The organism is Cupriavidus sp. UBA2010, assembly GCF_002335265.1.
GTDB lineage: Bacteria > Pseudomonadota > Gammaproteobacteria > Burkholderiales > Burkholderiaceae > Cupriavidus > Cupriavidus metallidurans.
Genome location: NZ_DDCI01000035.1, coordinates 35,030 through 51,964, shown reverse-complemented (window position 1 = coordinate 51,964; position 16,935 = coordinate 35,030). Strand labels below are relative to the sequence as shown.

At 63.2% G+C, this 16,935-nt stretch carries 16 protein-coding genes; 4 read left to right on the top strand and 12 right to left on the bottom strand.

Translation table 11 applies throughout. The annotated features are described in order from the left end of the window. The first annotated feature begins 433 nt into the window (after positions 1-433). Positions 434-931 (top strand): acyl-CoA thioesterase, encoded by a 498-nt coding sequence (locus tag B2246_RS27070; RefSeq protein ID WP_008641496.1) that lies wholly within the window; start codon positions 434-436, stop codon positions 929-931. Between the two features lie 26 nt (positions 932-957). Here B2246_RS27070 and B2246_RS27065 read toward each other — a convergent pair whose 3' ends face one another. The 5 genes from B2246_RS27065 to B2246_RS27045 form a co-directional block, all read right to left on the bottom strand. Continuing rightward, entirely contained in the window at positions 958-2,385 is a 1,428-nt protein-coding gene (locus B2246_RS27065; protein ID WP_008641495.1) for a sensor histidine kinase, read from the bottom strand. A gap of 272 nt (positions 2,386-2,657) precedes the next feature. After that, complete coding sequence (locus tag B2246_RS27060; protein WP_008641494.1) at positions 2,658-3,845, bottom strand: GGDEF domain-containing protein; 1,188 nt, start codon at positions 3,843-3,845, stop codon at positions 2,658-2,660. Between the two features lie 48 nt (positions 3,846-3,893). After that, a complete protein-coding gene (locus tag B2246_RS27055) occupies positions 3,894-4,427 on the bottom strand; it encodes a cysteine hydrolase family protein (RefSeq protein WP_035882791.1) in 534 nt (177 codons plus the stop codon). A gap of 170 nt (positions 4,428-4,597) precedes the next feature. Beyond that, positions 4,598-7,117, bottom strand: coding sequence for an EAL domain-containing protein (locus B2246_RS27050; RefSeq protein ID WP_286882676.1), 2,520 nt, complete (start codon positions 7,115-7,117; stop codon positions 4,598-4,600). A 173-nt stretch (positions 7,118-7,290) separates the two neighbouring features. Continuing rightward, entirely contained in the window at positions 7,291-7,656 is a 366-nt protein-coding gene (locus B2246_RS27045; RefSeq protein ID WP_008641491.1) for a hypothetical protein, read from the bottom strand. A 72-nt stretch (positions 7,657-7,728) separates the two neighbouring features. On the opposite strand from B2246_RS27045, the gene B2246_RS27040 reads away from it, so the two are divergent. After that, positions 7,729-8,070, top strand: a complete 342-nt coding sequence (locus tag B2246_RS27040) for a DHCW motif cupin fold protein (RefSeq protein ID WP_008641490.1) — start codon at positions 7,729-7,731, stop codon at positions 8,068-8,070. Between the two features lie 49 nt (positions 8,071-8,119). Here B2246_RS27040 and pstS read toward each other — a convergent pair whose 3' ends face one another. The 3 genes from pstS to B2246_RS27025 all read right to left on the bottom strand — a co-directional run bounded on the left by pstS (position 8,120) and on the right by B2246_RS27025 (position 10,999). Next, positions 8,120-9,187 (bottom strand): phosphate ABC transporter substrate-binding protein PstS, encoded by a 1,068-nt coding sequence (gene pstS, locus B2246_RS27035; protein WP_286882677.1) that lies wholly within the window; start codon positions 9,185-9,187, stop codon positions 8,120-8,122. A gap of 186 nt (positions 9,188-9,373) precedes the next feature. After that, complete coding sequence (locus B2246_RS27030) at positions 9,374-9,856, bottom strand: DUF3761 domain-containing protein (RefSeq protein WP_286882678.1); 483 nt, start codon at positions 9,854-9,856, stop codon at positions 9,374-9,376. Between the two features lie 168 nt (positions 9,857-10,024). Beyond that, entirely contained in the window at positions 10,025-10,999 is a 975-nt protein-coding gene (locus B2246_RS27025; protein WP_286882679.1) for an NAD-dependent epimerase/dehydratase family protein, read from the bottom strand. A gap of 125 nt (positions 11,000-11,124) precedes the next feature. Here B2246_RS27025 and B2246_RS27020 point away from each other — a divergent pair, with 125 nt between their 5' ends. Continuing rightward, positions 11,125-12,036, top strand: a complete 912-nt coding sequence (locus B2246_RS27020) for a LysR family transcriptional regulator (RefSeq protein ID WP_286882680.1) — start codon at positions 11,125-11,127, stop codon at positions 12,034-12,036. Between the two features lie 261 nt (positions 12,037-12,297). After that, positions 12,298-12,678, top strand: coding sequence for an SHOCT domain-containing protein (locus tag B2246_RS27015; RefSeq protein WP_008647667.1), 381 nt, complete (start codon positions 12,298-12,300; stop codon positions 12,676-12,678). Positions 12,679-12,705: 27 nt separating this feature from the next. On the opposite strand, the gene copD is transcribed toward B2246_RS27015, so the two are convergent. The 4 genes from copD to B2246_RS26995 are packed head-to-tail and all read right to left on the bottom strand — an operon-like array spanning position 12,706 to position 16,915. After that, a complete protein-coding gene (gene copD, locus B2246_RS27010; protein WP_286882681.1) occupies positions 12,706-13,605 on the bottom strand; it encodes a copper homeostasis membrane protein CopD in 900 nt (299 codons plus the stop codon). Between the two features lie 18 nt (positions 13,606-13,623). Then, on the bottom strand, positions 13,624-14,010 hold the full coding sequence (copC, locus tag B2246_RS27005; protein ID WP_286882682.1) for a copper homeostasis periplasmic binding protein CopC: 387 nt from the start codon (positions 14,008-14,010) through the stop codon (positions 13,624-13,626). A 38-nt stretch (positions 14,011-14,048) separates the two neighbouring features. Next, positions 14,049-15,086, bottom strand: coding sequence for a copper resistance protein B (locus B2246_RS27000; RefSeq protein ID WP_286882683.1), 1,038 nt, complete (start codon positions 15,084-15,086; stop codon positions 14,049-14,051). Beyond that, positions 15,083-16,915 carry a copper resistance system multicopper oxidase gene (locus B2246_RS26995; RefSeq protein WP_286882684.1) on the bottom strand — a complete coding sequence of 611 codons (1,833 nt, stop codon included), beginning with the start codon at positions 16,913-16,915 and terminating at the stop codon, positions 15,083-15,085. The genes B2246_RS27000 and B2246_RS26995 overlap by 4 nt, the downstream gene beginning before the upstream one ends. Between the last annotated feature and the right edge of the window lie 20 nt (positions 16,916-16,935).

Below are 16,935 nucleotides of genomic sequence, written 5' to 3'. Positions count from 1 at the left end.
TGACATCCGGCCATCCGGAGCACCCGATCAATACGGCACGACTCAAAGGACGCTCGTACGCCATGGTGCCGTTTGGTCATTCGCTGAAAGCGTGGATGTCCTCTGCGCAAGCCGCAAATCATCCACGGTAGCCCGGGACTGCAGTTCCGAACCTCGCCGACCGCGCCCGCGCAAACGCGGCACGGATGCATTCCCCAACAGCTTCCTGGCACCGAAACCCCCGCAAAGATCTCCGAAACGTCTGAAATCATTCGCCTCTATTCCGAGGCGGGGCGGAGTTGGATCAAGGTCTGCCGACAGGTGTTGCGGCGTGAACGCAGCACGCAAGCCTGTAGAGCGTGAACCGCACATCGGGCCAGAATGTGCCGTGTCCCATATCGTTCGCGGGGCACGCGCCGGCTGCCGCCTAGCAGCTACCATTCAGGAGCAATTCATGATTACGCGTGACGTGATTCCCCAAATGCTGACCCGTGGCACTGCCATGTTCGAGCAGGGCGCCATGCAGGGCAGTTCGCAAAAGACGTTCCATCATGTCATCGACATCTATCTGAAGGATTCAAATGCCTTCATGAACACGTACTTCGCGCGCTATTTCGAATGGCAGGGCATCTGCCGGGAGCGCTGGTTCCATGAATGCATCCATGGCAACCTGCTCGCGGCCGGTGGCACATTCGTGACCAAACGCGCCCATCAGGAATACGTCGAAGAAACGTTTCCGTTCCAGCGTGTCGATTGCCACCTCAACACGTTCCAGGTTCGCCAGTGCTCGGCTTATCTGCTGTTTCGTTTCAGCGTCGAGGGCCGTCCTGTGTCGCTGGGCTACCAGCAGATCGTATTCGCGGGCAAGGACAAGCGGATCACCCGCTTTCCGCGCGAGATCATCGAACGGGTCAAGGAATATGAACTGATTGCTTCGCCATTTGCCAACTAGGTGGGCATCGTAGTCGCAGTCTGAAGTCAGCCCGCGACTCGGGTCTGGAGTGGTTGATCCAGGCCCGAGTCGCACGGCCTGAAGCGCGGCAGACGCAGGGTAAAGGTCGTGTACGCGCCAAGCTGAGACGCGCATTCGATGCGTCCGCCGAACGCTTCCATGACGCGGCGACAGAAGGACAATCCCAGCCCGTGACCGCGGCCATGTGCCTTGGTTGAGAAGAATGGCTCGAAGAGACGAGGCAGAATACTCGCTGGAATCCCTGGGCCAGTATCGTGAAACCGCATCAGGTAGTAATTGCCCTCGATCTCGCCAGAGATTTCAATATTGCCGCTGCCATGCGAGTGAATCGCATACAGGCTGTTCTTCAGCAGGTTAAACAATACGTAGATCAGAAGCGTGTCGGAGCCAACGAACTTCCAGTCGTCGGCGAAACCGCGGATGTGCACACGCGCACGCTCCTCTGGCATGAGCGGATAGCGCTCAATAGCCGCAGCCACGCACTCGGCGAGCCCGTGGGGCGCAAAGGTGCTGCGGTCGAGTCGCTCGAGCGTCAGCGATGCCAATGTCATGTCGATCACGGCACTGGTGCCGTCAACCTCTCGTGACATCCCGCCGATCAACTGCTTCGTCCGCTCGATTTGCCCAGGGCGCATTCTGTCTTCGAGGATGCCGTTCTCCACCGCGGCGATGTAGCCCTGGTGCAGGTGCGGCCACGCATTCTCGACTTCCTGCAATTGCATGCGAATAGTCGCTAACGGTGTGCGCACTTCATGCGCGACGGTCGCGGCGAGAGAGTACGGCCGCATGAGGTCGTAACGTACAACGCTGAACGCGATAACGCCGAGGCTCAGCACAATGAAGAACACGCCCGGCGGATAGAACCTGGCCCCGAAGTTCACGGCATAGTCAACCGCGGCGAGAGAGAACAGTCCCAACGCAAGCAGGCACAGGCCGAAGCGGCGTCGGCGCTCGGCGGTCGCGTTTGCGCGCGCCTTGAGCAGCAGCCATGCGCAGCGCAGGGCCAGCGCCACGGTCTGCATGATGTGTATGGGATGCAGTAACCCTGCTTTCGGATACTTGCCGAAGTAGAGCGTGTAGTAACCCGACACGACCAGATCGCTACTCATCAACAGTACCGAAAGCACCAGACTCACGCCGTAGGCGGCGATCAGAAGGGGCCATTCCTTGCGAGATTCTGTCACCTCGCAGACAAAGTGATAGAACGTCGTGGGCAGGAACAGGATAAACAGATAGCCGAACCGCGCCACCTGCATGGCTCCGTCTGGAGTCTCGGTCCCGAACAGGAACGCCCATGAGCCTTGCCAGGCGAACGTCATCGCGCACAGCAAGAAGAATGAGGTCGACACGCGCGTCACGCCCTGGCTCGATAGAACATATAAGCCGTAACCAAGGAAAATCGCCGAAACGAAAGAAGGCAGGATTGCGTACATGTCGGGGCATCCGTCGGAAACGGTGTGCCACTCAATTGGACGAGGCAAGATGGTACGGTGGGATTGCTAAGTCCGAATTGAATTTGTTTTCATTCTGTTGTAATGGATCGTTAACTCGTAGACCGAAGGGGAAGTACGGGTCGACGGCTTTACGCCCGGTGTTATCGCGATCGCCGGATAAGCGACTCGCCCGATGCCGGCGCATCGGCGCGGGACTCGCGCTGGACGCGCTGCGCAAGTTCGGCTGAACGCGCAGCCGCCGCGCACTGGTATCAGGGCAGCCGTTCGCTGCCCACTTCCTGCATCGGCGTCTGTTCGTGCGCGTGGTGCACGCGATTGCGACCGCTGCGCTTTGCGGTATAGAGCAGCCCGTCGGCACGAGACATCAGCGCATCGAGCGATTCCAGCGGTTGCCACACCGCCACACCAAAGCTGGCCGTCACACGCGGGCTATCCGGCAGCGTCTCGAAACGCGCGCGCTCGAGGGTCTCCCGAATCTCTTCGGCGATATGGATCGCTTCCTCCCCGGTCGTCCGCGGCAATAGCACCGCGAACTCCTCGCCCCCAAGCCGGCCGGCAATTCCCCGCGCGCCCACCACGCGCCTGACGATCCGCGCGAACTCCACGAGTATCGCGTCGCCACTGGCGTGACCGTGGTTGTCGTTGATGAGCTTGAAGAAATCAAGGTCCACCAGGATCAGGCCGGGCACCCCACCATTGGCCCGCGAAATCGTCGCGCGCGCGAGTTCCTCGAAGCTTCTCCGGTTGTGAAGCCGCGTCAGCGCATCCGTATCCCGCTCGTGCTGGATCCGTTCGATCAGCGCGTGAATCTCGGAGCCCAGCAGCACCAGGCTGAAGAAGACATTGAAGAGCGTCTGGCCTACCTGGAAATACGTCCAATAGCTCGAAAATGCCCTGCCGCATTCGTCGGTGTGCGGAGGTGCGCTCGTGCTCAGCAGCAGCCGCACGCCGAGGTTCACCGTAAAGGCGACGAAAACCCAGTAGATCGCTCGATCCGCCACGCTGCCCCGCCGCAAGCCGCCAAGCTGAGCCAGCGCAATGCCGAAGATCAGCGCGGCGCCAACGTTGTGTACATATATCCGCGCCGTCAGGTCAGGTACCGCGAAATGGAAGTACGCGAGCAGCGAGAACTCGACGATGGCCACCCCCGAACAGGCGGCCAGTGCGGTGGTGGATTCGACATGAGCGCGCCACAGCAATCCGCACGCGATCAGCATCGTGCTGCCGATGTAGAACGGCGCGGCGACGAGCGTCGTCCAGACGGAATCGCTCGGCGGAGACAGGACCTGAATGGCTACCGCCACGGCATAAAGCGCAAAGGACACCCCGAACGCCAGCAGGTGCTGGCTGCGGAGCTGCCGCCAGACCACCAGGAAGCAGCCAGCGAAGATCAGCGAGACCGCAGGGTTGATCAGGGATAGTTGGTTGCAGAACGACACGGGGGCGCAAGGGCTTCTGTGAGAGCGGCTGACAATGGCTCTGACGAATCAGAACGTGATGTCCGCCGCCGGCACCGCACATACGCGCGGGCCGAAACTGCTGATACCCGTCAGCGTGAGGTTGTGATGGTGAATGATCTGCCCTGCAGACAAGGCCGCATTCGAAACAGTGGTGTGACCATCTTCGATCAGCCTCACCGGATAGCCCAGCGCCAGCGCACGCCGCGTGGTGGTATCGACGCAGTACTCGGTATGCATGCCGCAGATTACCAGGTGCGTCACCCCGTGCTCCTTCAGCGTCGCCTCGAGTGTCGTCCCGAAGAAAGAATCCGGCGTGGTCTTGCGGATGCGCAGGTCGCTCTCCAGCGCAGTCAGCCCATTTGCGAGCTGCCAGCGCGCGGAGCCATACGGCAGGTAGTCGTCCACCGATTCATGCTGGACAAATATGACGGGCACGCGCGCGGTGCGCGCCTTGCTGGCAACATCGTTGATGCGGTCGATGACGTCGCGGTGGGCGAGCGGGGCCTCATCGCCTTCGCACAGGCCTTGCTGGACATCGATGACGAGTAGGGCCGCTGTCATGGCAGATAAGTCGGAGACCTTGATCGCTCAATCATGCCATGAAACAACGAACGGGACCGGTGCTGCACGACCGGTCCCCACCTTAGTGGGTGCCTCCAGTGCGTGCGTCCGTTCTTCCGTTCGGCCGCGCGTCCCCGGCAGATCGACGGGCGACGCGGCGGCGCTGCGAGTCAGGCCCCCGAGGCGATCAACGGATGCGCGGCATTGCCCAGGGCGGTCAGGACCTCGGCCGGTCCGGGCCTGGCAAGCAGAAAACCCTGCGCGCGGTCGCAACCGATCTCGCGCAGAAACTGCAGTTGGGCGATGTTCTCCACGCCCTCGGCCACCACGGTCAGGCCAAGCGCACGGGCCATGGCAACGATCGCGCGAAGAATCGCACCGTCGCGCTCCCGCTCGATCACAGCGGTCAGGAAAGAGCGATCCACCTTGACGGTATTGACCGGCAGCGTCTGCAGATAGGTAAACGAGGAATAGCCCGTTCCGAAGTCGTCGATGGCCAGACCGACACCGCGGCGCGCCAGTTCGCCAAGCACCAGCTCGGTCACGCCGTTTCCGGTCATGGCCATGCTCTCCACCAGTTCAAGCTGCAGATGCTCCGGCTGCATGCCGGCGTCGCTCAGCACATCGGAGACGTCATGCAGGAAATGCTCGTGGCGGATCTGCCTGGCAGACAGGTTGACCGACATGCGGCCGAATTCGAAGCCCGACCGGAGCCAGGCCGCACCCTGCCGGCACGCCTCGCGCAACACCCAGGCGCCAATCGGCACGACCAGGGCCGATTCCTCGGCCACATCGATGAAGGCACCGGGTGACAGCAGCCCGCGCGTCGGATGCTGCCAGCGCAGCAGCGCTTCGACGCTGACGATCCTTCCCGAGCCCAGGTCGTAGATCGGTTGATAGTGGAGGCGAAACTCGCGGCGCGTCAGCGCGCGACGTAGTTCGCTCTCGAGCGCCATGCTTTCCTTCGCGGACGAAGTCATCTGCGTGGCGAAGAAGCGGAAGGTGTTCTTGCCTTCCTGCTTGGCTTCGTACATGGCGCGGTCGGCCTGCATCAACAGTTGCTGCTGATCCGTGCCGTCGTCCGGATAAATGCTGATTCCGATGCTCGGCGTCACGAACACGCTGCGCCCGGCCGCATCGATTGGCTGACCAACCACCTCCAGCAGCACCTGCGCGATATGCGCGACATGACGGATGTCCTCGATCTCCTCGACAACGATCGTGAACTCGTCCCCGCCAAGCCGGGCCACCGTGTCGCTCTCGCGCACGGCATGCTTGAGCCGCATGGCAATGATCCTGAGCGCGTCGTCTCCAGTGCCGTGCCCCATCGTATCGTTGATCATCTTGAAGCGATCGAGATCGAGGAACAACACGGCCACACGTCTGGACGCGCGCCGGGCGCGAATGATGGCCTGCTTGAGCCGCTCGCTGAACAGCGTGCGGTTCGGCAGGTCCGTCAGCGGATCGTGCATGGCCAGATGGTTCAGGCGCTCTTCCGCGATACGGCGATGCGTGATGTCCGAGAAGATCGCCGCGTAATGCGTGCATTCGCCGGCCTGATTGCAGATGCTGGAGACGGACAGATGCTCGAGGTACAGCTCGCCGTTCTTTCGGCGATTCCAGATCTCGCCCTTCCAGTGACCTTGCGCGCGCAACTGGCTCCACATTTCCTGGTAAAAGGATGGACCCTGGCGCCCCGAACTCAGCATCCGCGGCGTCCGGCCGATGGCCTCGTCGAGCGTGTAGCCGGTCAGTTGCGTGAAGGCTGGATTCACCTGCTCGATCACGCCGTTCAGATCGGTCACCATCACGCCGTCGAGCGTCGATTCGAATACGCGATCGGCCAGCCGCAGATGGTAGTTGGATCGCCGCAGTGCCTCGTCGCGCTCGTGCAGCGCCGTCCGTAGCTCATGCACGTACTCGTGTTCGATACCGCACAGGATGTCCGACAGGCTTAGCAGACCCGTCAGCTCGCCTTGATCGTCGAGCACGCCAACGTGACGCAAGCGATGGTCCGAAAGAAACTTCCGGGCCGAATACAAGCTGTTGGAATGCGCCAGCGAATGCAGGCGACGACTGGCATGATCCGACACGATGCCGTCGAGCGCGTTGGCGGCAGCCAGCCGCACGACGTCGCGCTCCGTCAGGATGCCGTACTCGTCGTCGGGAAAGCGGACGACTACGGCGCTCAGTCCGCCCAAACGCATGACACGCATGACTGCAGCCAGTTTCTCTTCCGGGTCGACGATGACCGGCGGCGGAACCTTGACCGAGTGAATCGGGCGAAGGCGCAGAAAATACTCGGCGCCCTGATTCATGACGAGGTCGGTCTGCGACAACATGCCGAGCGGACGCCCACTGTCATCCACCACCAGGCAATGGCGGATGCTCTTGCTCTTGAAGTACAGCGCGGCATCGCCGAGCCTGGTGCGGCAGTCCAGCGCCAGTACGGGATGACTCATCAACTCGGCGATGGGGCGCGACAGCGCATCACCCATCTCGCCGAGCGCCAGCGCGTCCCGCTCGGTCCAGATGCCGACGACCTGCCCCTGGTCCACCACGACGATCGAGCTGCAACTGCGCTGCGCCATCATCGCGACAACTTCGCTGACACTGGTGCGCGGGCCGCACTCCAGGATGGATCTCGATATCAGGTGATCGATTTCAAGATCCAGCGTGTGTTGTGGCATTTCTCTCCCCGAAAACGCTTCTGCCTTGCATGAAAATGCCGGCAGCGTAGCGACGGGAGGGCTGCGAAACCTTGATTAAGGTCAAACTGCCCCGGAGCCCGAGCCATGTCCCCTACCAAGGTACGGTAAAGAAATCGGCCATCCAGCCGATATTCGATATTGGGGGATTTTCGTTATGGCTTGCGACGGGTGGTGGCCTGGGCTGCGAACGCCTTCCACTCCCGGAAGACCGTATCCAGGCACGCCGCCGAATCACAGGCGTCCCGCTTCTTGCGGAACGCCGCGATTTCCGACTCGGTGATGGATCCAGCCTTGAGTTGCCGCTGCTGATCAGCAAAGATGCGCTGGTAGCCCATCGAGAACAGCGCGGACTCGCAGATCATGCGATGCGCCGGCACCGGTCGGGCAGACACGACGGACGGATCGCAGTCGATGTCGGTGGCATGCGCGTTGCCGAAAGCCAGGAGACCAGTGACGGCCAGGCAGCGGAACACGCAGTGGATGTGCGCGAGGTGGATGGTGCGAAACGTGCGGGTCATAGTCGATACGGGGAAAGCCTGAAAGCTGGCAGGTGTAGAATCCCGGCCTTCAATCGCCCCTGGAAACTTAGCATGAAGATGGACGCCTTTCCCTTTGGCACGACCGACTGGTCGCAGATTGAACGCACCGAGCACAAGGGAGAAACCGGAGCGGCTTACTGGCGCACGCAGTACTTCGGCGACGGCGACCGCCGGGTGCGTGTGCGCATGGTCGAATACTCGCCGGGATACCTCGCGGACCACTGGTGCAAGAAGGGGCACGTCCTGTTCTGCCTGCAGGGCGAACTGGAAACGACGCTCGCAGACGGCCGTCAATTCATGCTGCGGCCGGGCATGAGCTATCAGGTCGGCGACGACGCCGAGGCCCATCAGTCCCGTACCGCGACGGGTGCCACGTTGTTCATCGTCGATTGAAGCAGCGGGGACGCCCTGCCATCCGGCCCGGGTACCCCATTGCGAGACATTACTGAGCCTTGCCTGCGGGCGATGCCATGCTTTGCAGGCCGATGGCCTTGCCGCTGGCATCCGTCACGCGCGCCAGTTCCCGATACGCGTTCGCCTGCACCTGTCCGGGCAGCGGCACGAACTTCGCTTCGCGGGCGAGCTGGTCGCCGTGGAGATAGCCCCAGGTGACGAACTTCATGGCCTCGAGCGTGCGCTCACCGGCGCGGCTGACGGCCGGCACGACGACGAACGTCCCCATGGTGATCGGCCATGCGTCGGCGCCCGCCTGATTGACCAGGCTGGCCGTGAAATCGCCCTTCCGGTTCCAGTTGCTGTGCACCACCGCATCGCGGAATCCGCCCACCGTGGCGCTGACGAAGTTGCCATCTGCATTGCGCAGTTGCACCGGATTCAGACCTTCATCCAGCACGTAGTTGTAGTCGATGTAGCCGATAGCGCCACGGTTGCTCTGGACCGCCTTCACGACCTCGCCACTGCCTTTGGCACCGGTGTAGCCGGCCGGCCATGAGAACGCGGACTTGGTGCCATACGTCGACTTCCAATCGGCACTCACCTCGCTCAGATAGGCGCTGAAGTGATAGGTGGTGCCCGAACCGTCGGCACGCACCACGGGGTGGATCTTCAGGTTCGGCAGGGCGAGCCCCGGATTCACGGCACGGATCTCCGGCGCATCCCAGCTATCGACCTTGCCCAGGAAAATCTTCGCCAGCAAATCGCCGGTCAGCTTCAACTGGCCCTTCGGGACGGAAGGAAGGTTGACCACCGGAACCGCAGCGGTAACGACGGTCGGCACACAGACCAGCCCGGACTTGCTTGCTTCCTGGGGAGACAGCGGCACATCCGACGCGCCGAAATCGACCTGCCCTTCCCGGATACGACGAATACCTTCGCCCGATCCAACCGCCGCGTAATTGAGCCGGGTGCCGGTGGCCGCGGCATAGCCGCTCGACCAGACGCGATAGACCGGCGCGGCCGCCGTCGAACCCGCGCCCTGAATATCAGCGGCTACGGCAGTGGACGTGATGAGCGCCAAGCCAAGAATGGCCAACGCAGTGCGCTTGAGCATGATCGTTCATGGAAAGTGGGCAGCCGGCATTGTATCGGCGCGCGAGCGGCACGGTTCGTATCCGATCGGCTTGCTGTCTGGATTGATCAAATGATCGGGGCATGACATCTCCAGAGGCGTCCCGGTTGCCCGGGATGCCTCTGGACTGTCTGGGCACGGAGCCCTGGGTCCCGCGTCAGTTCCCGCTCAGGAACAGGCCTTGCCGTGATCGGGCTTGTAGCCCTTGGCCTTGGCGTCGGCCTCTGACATGTACGCGCCGCTCTTGGTCTTGCCGTAGTAGCGATCGGACGGGCAGTGGTAGACCTTGGTCGACGAGTTGACCCAGACCTGGCCAGGGCCTCCGCCCGGGGCGGCGGCGGTGGTCTTTTTCTCGGTGGCAGTGGCGGGGGCCGCAGGTGCGGCTGTTGTCGCCGGGGCGGCGGCCTTGGGCGCGGGTGCCGCGGCAGGCGACATCGCGGCCGGTGCGGATGCTGCGGCGGTGCCGCCATACCACTCCTTGACGCCCTTGTGCCCTGCGCAAGCGCCCTTCTTGCTGGCGCCGGAGTAGTAGCTTCCGTCCTTGCAGAGGCCCGTGGTGCCCGCTGGCGCGCCGGCGGGTGCCTGGGCCTGGGCGCCGAGCGACAAACCCAGCGCGGCCGCAACGGCCATCGACTTCAGCAAATTCTTCATTGGCTGCTCCCGTATCGGGGTGAAACGACGAGAAGAAAAACGCTTGAGCCGAGTGGGCGATCAGGTACGTTGCAGCGCGACGCTGGCGCCGCGCGCATCGCTCTCGCTCGTCCCCAATAACTGTCGCCGGGAGCGTTGCGTTGACAGCACCTCCAAGTCGGGCACGTTTCAGCTGGCCGAAGCGGGCGTCAAGCGTGCATTGGCGCACATGGCGGCAGCCAGCGTCTGGCGAATGCCGTCTTGATAAGACGTCTTTCGAATCGGACCAATCAGCGCCTGCAACGCCGAGTCGTCCATGATCACGGGGTCGGTCTGCAGATACTGCATCTCGACCAGTTCGCGCATCAGCGGATTGAACAGCCCCAGCAGACGCAGCATCGTCTTGCCCACCACGCGCAGTTTGATCGCACGGCCGGTCTGGCGCTCCATCTCTTCCACCAGTTCGCGCTGCGTGGTGACGCCGGCCCCGGCGAGGTGCCAGATCTTGCCGAAGGCAGCCGGGGTATCAACCAGCCGGGCTACCACCGGGCCCACGTCCGGCACGAAGATGAACTCATGCGGCGTGTCGATCGGCCCGATCAGGTCGGCCGTGCCGCCGTTCGCAGCCGCCAGCACCGCGCGATGCAGCAGGCTGTTCTCGACGCCGGGACCATAGAAGTCCGGCAAACGCAGCACGGTGGCACGGATGCGTCCATCGGCATGTGCCTGCATCAGCAGGTCCTCCTGCGACTTGCGCATACGCCCCTTGAAGGTGTGGGGTTCGCGCGGATGGTCCTCGCGCACGGGTGTCGTCCTTGCCCTGCCATATGGGTACACCGTGCCGATCAGGATGATGTGCTTCACGCCGGCCGCCACGGCGGCGTCGAGCGTCCTGCGCATCAGCGCGGGGTGCAGCTCGAACTGCCAGTAGTTCACGCCGACCAGATAGATCAAGGTCTCCACACCCGTGGCGGCCGCCTGAATCGCGTCCGGCGAGTCCGGATTCCAGGTCAGGATCTCCGCCAGCGGGTCATCGCCGAAGGCCTGGCGCAGGCTGGCCTCGTGCCGGCCCACCACCCGATAGGGCTCACCCCTGCTGCGCAGGGCGGCCGCGATGCTCCGGCCAATGGCGCCTGCCGCGCCAAACAAGGCAACTTTGGACATATCGGATTTCCTTTCGGTAACGGATTGGGAAGGCAGCGAGCAATTCGCGAAACCGCAGTGTGGCGCACCCGCAATCGAAAGAAAATTGCCTAGAATCGACTGGCAACTATTTAAAAATGCATACCATGACGCGAAACGAACCGAGCTGGGAGTGGTACCGGACATTCTTGCAGGTGCTGGAGGTCGGCTCGCTCTCCGCCGCCGGCCGGGCCCTCGGCATCACGCAGCCCACTGTCGGGCGACATATCGACAGCCTCGAGTCGGCCCTGGGGTTGAAGCTGTTCACGCGCTCGTTCGACGGCTTCGCCCCCACCGAGGCCGCTCATGAACTGAAGCCATACGCGGCGAGCATCGCCGCCACCGCCGCCGCGCTGCGCCGGGTTGCAAGCAGCCACGGCGCGGGCGTCCGGGGCACGGTACGGCTGACCGCGAGCGAAGTCATTGGTGCCGAGGTACTGCCTCCGATCCTGACGGCCTTGCGCGACGCGCATCAGGAGCTGGTGGTCGAACTCGTCCTGTCGAATCAGCCTGACGACCTGCTGCGCCGCGAGGCGGACATCGCCATCCGCATGTTCCGACCGGTCCAGGGGGCCTTGATCGCCCGGCATGTCGGCGGTATCGAAATTGGCTTGCACGCGCACACCCGCTATCTGCAGGCGCACGGCGTGCCTGGCTCGACGAGCGAGCTGTCGCGCCATGCGCTCATCGGCTTCGATCAGGAAAACGACTTCATCCGCCGGTTGCAGAGCAAGTTCAAACCTTTCTGGCGGGATAGCCTGGCGTTTCGCAGCGACAGCGACCTGGCCCAACTCGGCGCCATCCGTGCGGGATTCGGCATTGGCGTGTGCCAGGCCGCGCTGGCGGCACGGGATCCCCAACTGGTGAGGGTGTTGCCCGAGCAGTTCTCGGTCACGCTGGACACCTGGGTAGCCATGCATGAAGACCTGCGTGACAACGCACGCTGCGCCGTGACCTTCGCCGCGCTGGCCAACGGGCTGGACGCATATATCAAAAGTGCTCCCGGGCAAGGGGCCTGACCGCAACGCGCGGACATTCGCCGACGTCGGCCTGAAGCGGATGGCATCCGTCGCATTCTGCAAAATCAGGAATCATCCCGACAAGAAACTTTCATAACGGTGAAAGTGATTACTTGTCGTCACGCCTGCTATACCTAATGAGGTTGACGCGCCACTGGCCACCTGCATCGCGCCCGGCGCGCATTGTTCTGCCGCACGAATCGGATCAGCCAATCGCCTTTTCCCTTATCGGGACCATTTTCTTTTCAATGGAGAACATCAATGGTTATTCAGGAAGGTTTTTCATTTGGAAATTTCATCATCGACGTTTTTTCCATCTTCCTTTTCATCCTGTGGTTCTGGTTGCTCATCACCATTTCCGGCGATCTGTTCCGGCGTCATGACGTGTCGGGCTTCGCCAAGGTGCTGTGGGTGATCTTCCTGATCGTGCTGCCCTACATCGGCGTCTTCGCCTACATCCTCACCCAGGGTCGCGGCATGGCAGAGCGTAATCAGGAACGTGCGCGGGAGGCACGCAACGAACTTCGCCAGGTGGTCGGCTTCAGCGTCGCTGACGAACTGGAAAAGCTCGACCGCCTGAAAGCGTCCGGCTCCATCTCCGAGGACGAATTCAAGCGGCTGCGGGCAAAACTGGTCGAGTAAAGCGTCGCGACCAGAGGCGGAGGTCCATCAAGGCTCAGGCGATTGCACACCCAGCACGGCCACGATCGCCAGCACCGCCACGCCTAGCAGGGCTTCGATAACGAAGCTCCTGCGCAGCGCCCGCACGGCCGCGCCACTGTCCGATGCCGTCGCCAGCGCCGGGCCCAGGCGATACCGGTTCAGCGCTGCCATCACCAGCATCGCGGCGAATAGGGCCAGCTTGACCAGCAGAATCCGGCCGTAGGGCGACGTCAGTCGCTCCAGCGTCGGCATGCCGGCGATGAACCAGTAGTTGACTGCCCCGGTCGTCACCAGCGTCCCGACGATCACGGTACCGATACCCGCAAACCCGCGCGCGGCGCGATCCAGCACTGCGAGAACGCCCATCCGGGCCAGCATCAGGAATCCAGCCAGCGCGCCGATCCATGCGCCGCCCGCGAGCAGATGCGCAATATCGACCAGCAGATGCGCGACGCCGGACAGCCCCTCGTTCATCGCGCCGTGGCCTCCCCATGCGAGCGTTGCCAGCGCGATGGCGCCACAGACAACGAGGACCCGATAGCGCAGCGTTGGCCGATGCGCGAGCGCGAAGCTCGCGAGCAGTCCACCGAGAAGCGCGCTCATGCGAATGAAGCAGGCGATACCGAAGGCTGTCTCGGTCGCGATCATCGCCACCGTATCGCCCCCCCGATCGGCGTACCCTTCCACTCCGGTCATGGCCTTGGCAACCACGGCCATGTCCACGACGGAAAGCACCAGGCCGATGAGCGCGGCCATCGTGGCGTAGCCGCTATAGCACCGGGCGCTGGCGGCTCCGCGTTCGTCCTTTCGCAGCGCATACAGGGCAAACAGCGGCAAGCCAAACAGCAGCATCAGATCCAGATAGAGCGCGAACCGCACCCACACGTTGAGCCAGTCGACCTCCATTGGATAGCCCTGCCCGCGTTACTTCGTCGTGAAGGTGATGCTGCCGTTGACCGGATGGGTGTCCGATGACACCGCCCGCCAGTCCACGCGATAGGTGCCCGGTACCAGCGGGCTCTTCGGCGTGATGATCATCGCCTTGGGATCGTCGCTCCCCGACACACTGGTCGCAATTTTCATCGGCGGATGATCGGCCATGCCGGGCATCCCCGTCATGACCAGATTCGCGCCGGAGACCTGCTTGACCAGGTTCTCGGAGAACAGCAGTTCGATCCGCGTGGGCGCGGGCCCTTCGGACTTGTCGGCAGGTGTGGTGCTGACAAGCTTGGGGTGCGCGAGGGCGGCGGCACTGGCCAGAAGTGCGGCGGCGGCAATCAGCGCCTTGGCCGCGGTGTGGATATAAGTCATGAGATCTCCCTGGGTAAAACGATTGGAGCCGGACGCGATCAGAACCAGGCACGCACGCCGGCAACGAAACGCGTCTCGCCGCTACGGCCGCCTGATGTGCGAACCATATCGGCGGTATTGCCGAACGTCTGGTAGCGCTCGACGCCGATGTACGGCGCGAACTGGCGACTGAACTCGTAACGCAGACGCAATCCCACCGCGCCGTTCGACAGCCCGCTGCCGGTGCCGGTCGCCGGGTCATTCTTGCCGTACAGGTTCGCTTCGATGCGCGGCTGGAGAATCAGCCGCTGAGTAATCAGCAGCTCATACTCGGCGGACAGGCGCAGCGCGGTACGCCCCTCGTTGCCGACGTAAGCCGTGGCATCGACCTCGAACCAGTACGGCGCCAAACCCTGCACGCCGAAGGCCAGCCAGTTCCGCGCGGGCCGGCCATAGCCGGCATCGTTGCGCAAGCCGACCTGCGTATCCCAGAACGTGGAAATCGCATGGCCCCACAACAGCTCGGTGCGGGCCTCATGCACCCGGCCTTTCTCGGCTTCGCCTTCGGCCTTGATCACAAGTTTGTTATAGGCGCTGCCGATCCATGCCTGGGCTTCGTACGAGGTTGCATTGCTACCGTTGCCGTGCGTCCACTCCAGGCGGTCCACCAGCACCGAGGCAAACAGGTGTTCGTCGGCCATGTGAAGCTGGCGATGCTCGCCCAGCGCGTACTTGCCGACGCCGAGCAAGTAGCCGCCCGAATAGGCATTCGGATCGCGCGCATCCGGCGGCGCACTGCCTCCCTGCATCTTCATGTCGCCATGATCCATGGCGGGCGGCGCGCTTCCGGCGTTACCGCCGTCCATGGTCTGAATGTCGCCGCTTTCGCCGCTGTCCATGGTCTGGATCTCGCCGCCATCCATGCCCTGCATCGATGACATCGAATCCGAAGTGGTCGCGCTGGCCACGTTGGCAGATGAGGCAGCGTGCGACGCGTGGTCCGCGTGCGAATGCTGCGCCCATGCGGCGCCCATGCTGACGGAGAGAAGCGCCGCCGCGAGCAGCGTCAGTGTGAGTGGGTTGCGTGCTTTCATCATGCCACCACCACTTCACGGAACATGCCCATGTCCATATGCATCATCAAGTGGCAGTGCCATGCCCAGCGTCCGAGTGCATCGGCGGTCACGAGGAAGCTGATGCGTTGCGCGGGCTGCACGGGAATCGTATGACGACGGGCCTGGAACGTGCCGTCGGGCGCCTCCAGTTCGCTCCACATGCCATGCATGTGCATCGGGTGGGTCATCATCGTGTCGTTGTGGAGAATCACCCGCAGGCGCTCGCCATGCTTGAAGAACACCGGGGTCGACTTGCCGTACTCCACGCCGTCGAACGACCACGTGTAGCGCTCCATATTGCCGGTCAGGTGCAATTCCACCTCGCGGCCCGGGCCACGGTGGTCCATCGGTCCACCGACCGTATGCATGTCCGCCAGTGTCAGCACCCGGCGCCCGTTGTTGCGCAGCCCGATACCTGGGTCATCGAGGTTGGTGCGCGCCATGTCCACGCGCATGTCGGTGCTCGGACCGTACTCGGTGCGCGCATGACGTGCCCGCGTGCTGGGTAACTTGAGCGAGTCGCCATGTGACATGCCACTCATCCCAGCCATGCCGGACATGCCGGACATATCGTGCTGGCTATGATCCATGGGCATCGCGCCGTGGTTCATCGCGCCATGATCCATCGCTCCGTGGTTCATGCTGCCCATCATGTCACCCATGGTGAGCCACTCCGCCTTGTCGAGCGCCGGTACCGGCGGCTGCAGGCCCTCGCGCACGGCCAGCGTGCCGCGCGCGAAGCCGGTGCGGTCCATCGACTGGGCGAAGATCGTGTGCGCGTCGTCGGACGGTTCCACCAGCACGTCGCAGGTTTCCCCCGGGCCGAAGCGGAATTCGTCGACCGTCACGGGCTCGATGTTCTGGCCGTCGACCTGTATCACCTTGAGCTTCAGGTCCGGAATGCGCACGTCGTAGAACGTGTTGCCTGCGCCGTTGACGAAGCGCAGGCGCACGCGCTCGCCGGGACGGAACAGCCCCGTCCAGTTGCCGGCAGGGGTGACGCCATTCATCAGGTACGTCAGCGTGGCGCCCGACAGGTCGGCCAGATCGGTCGGGCTCATCCGCATCTGGTTCCACATCTTTCGCTTCTCCAGCGCGGCGCCAAGCCCGTCGTTGGAGACGTCGCGGAAGAAGTCCACTACGGTGGGCTGGTTGTAGTTGTAGTAGTCGCTCTGGATCTTGAGCTTGGACATGACCCGCATCGGATCCTCGTCCGTCCAGTCGGACAGCAGCACCGCGTAGTCGCGGTCGGCACGCACTGGATCTTCGTCGCCGTCGATAATCAGGCTGCCGTAGACGCCGGTCATCTCCTGGAAGCCCGAGTGCGAGTGGTACCAATAGCTGCCGGTCTGATCCACCTTGAAGCGGTAGGTGAACGTCTCGCCGGGCGGAATGCCCGGGAAGCTGATACCGGGCACGCCGTCCATCTGATACGGCAGGATGATGCCGTGCCAGTGAATCGAGGTGGGCTCGTTCAGGCGATTGGTGACGCGGATCGTCACCGTGTCGCCCTTGCGCCAGCGCAACGTGGGGCCGGGAAGCATGCCGTTGATGGTGGTGGCCATGCCGGGCTTGCCCGTGAAGTTGACCGCCGACTCGCCGATCACGAGATCGAACTCCGTGCCACGCAGGACCGGGGCGGTGCCATTGCCCGTTGCAGCCTGCCCGCCCCCGGAACTGGCCCAGCCTCCGGACGACAATCCCCCGAGCGCGCCGAGCACACCCCCGGCGGCAAGACCCTGGACGAAGCGACGCCGGGACAACCCCGCCCGCACAGGCAAAATCAGATCGGCCGGAACGTTGGCTCGCATGCTGTCAATTCCTTCTCATC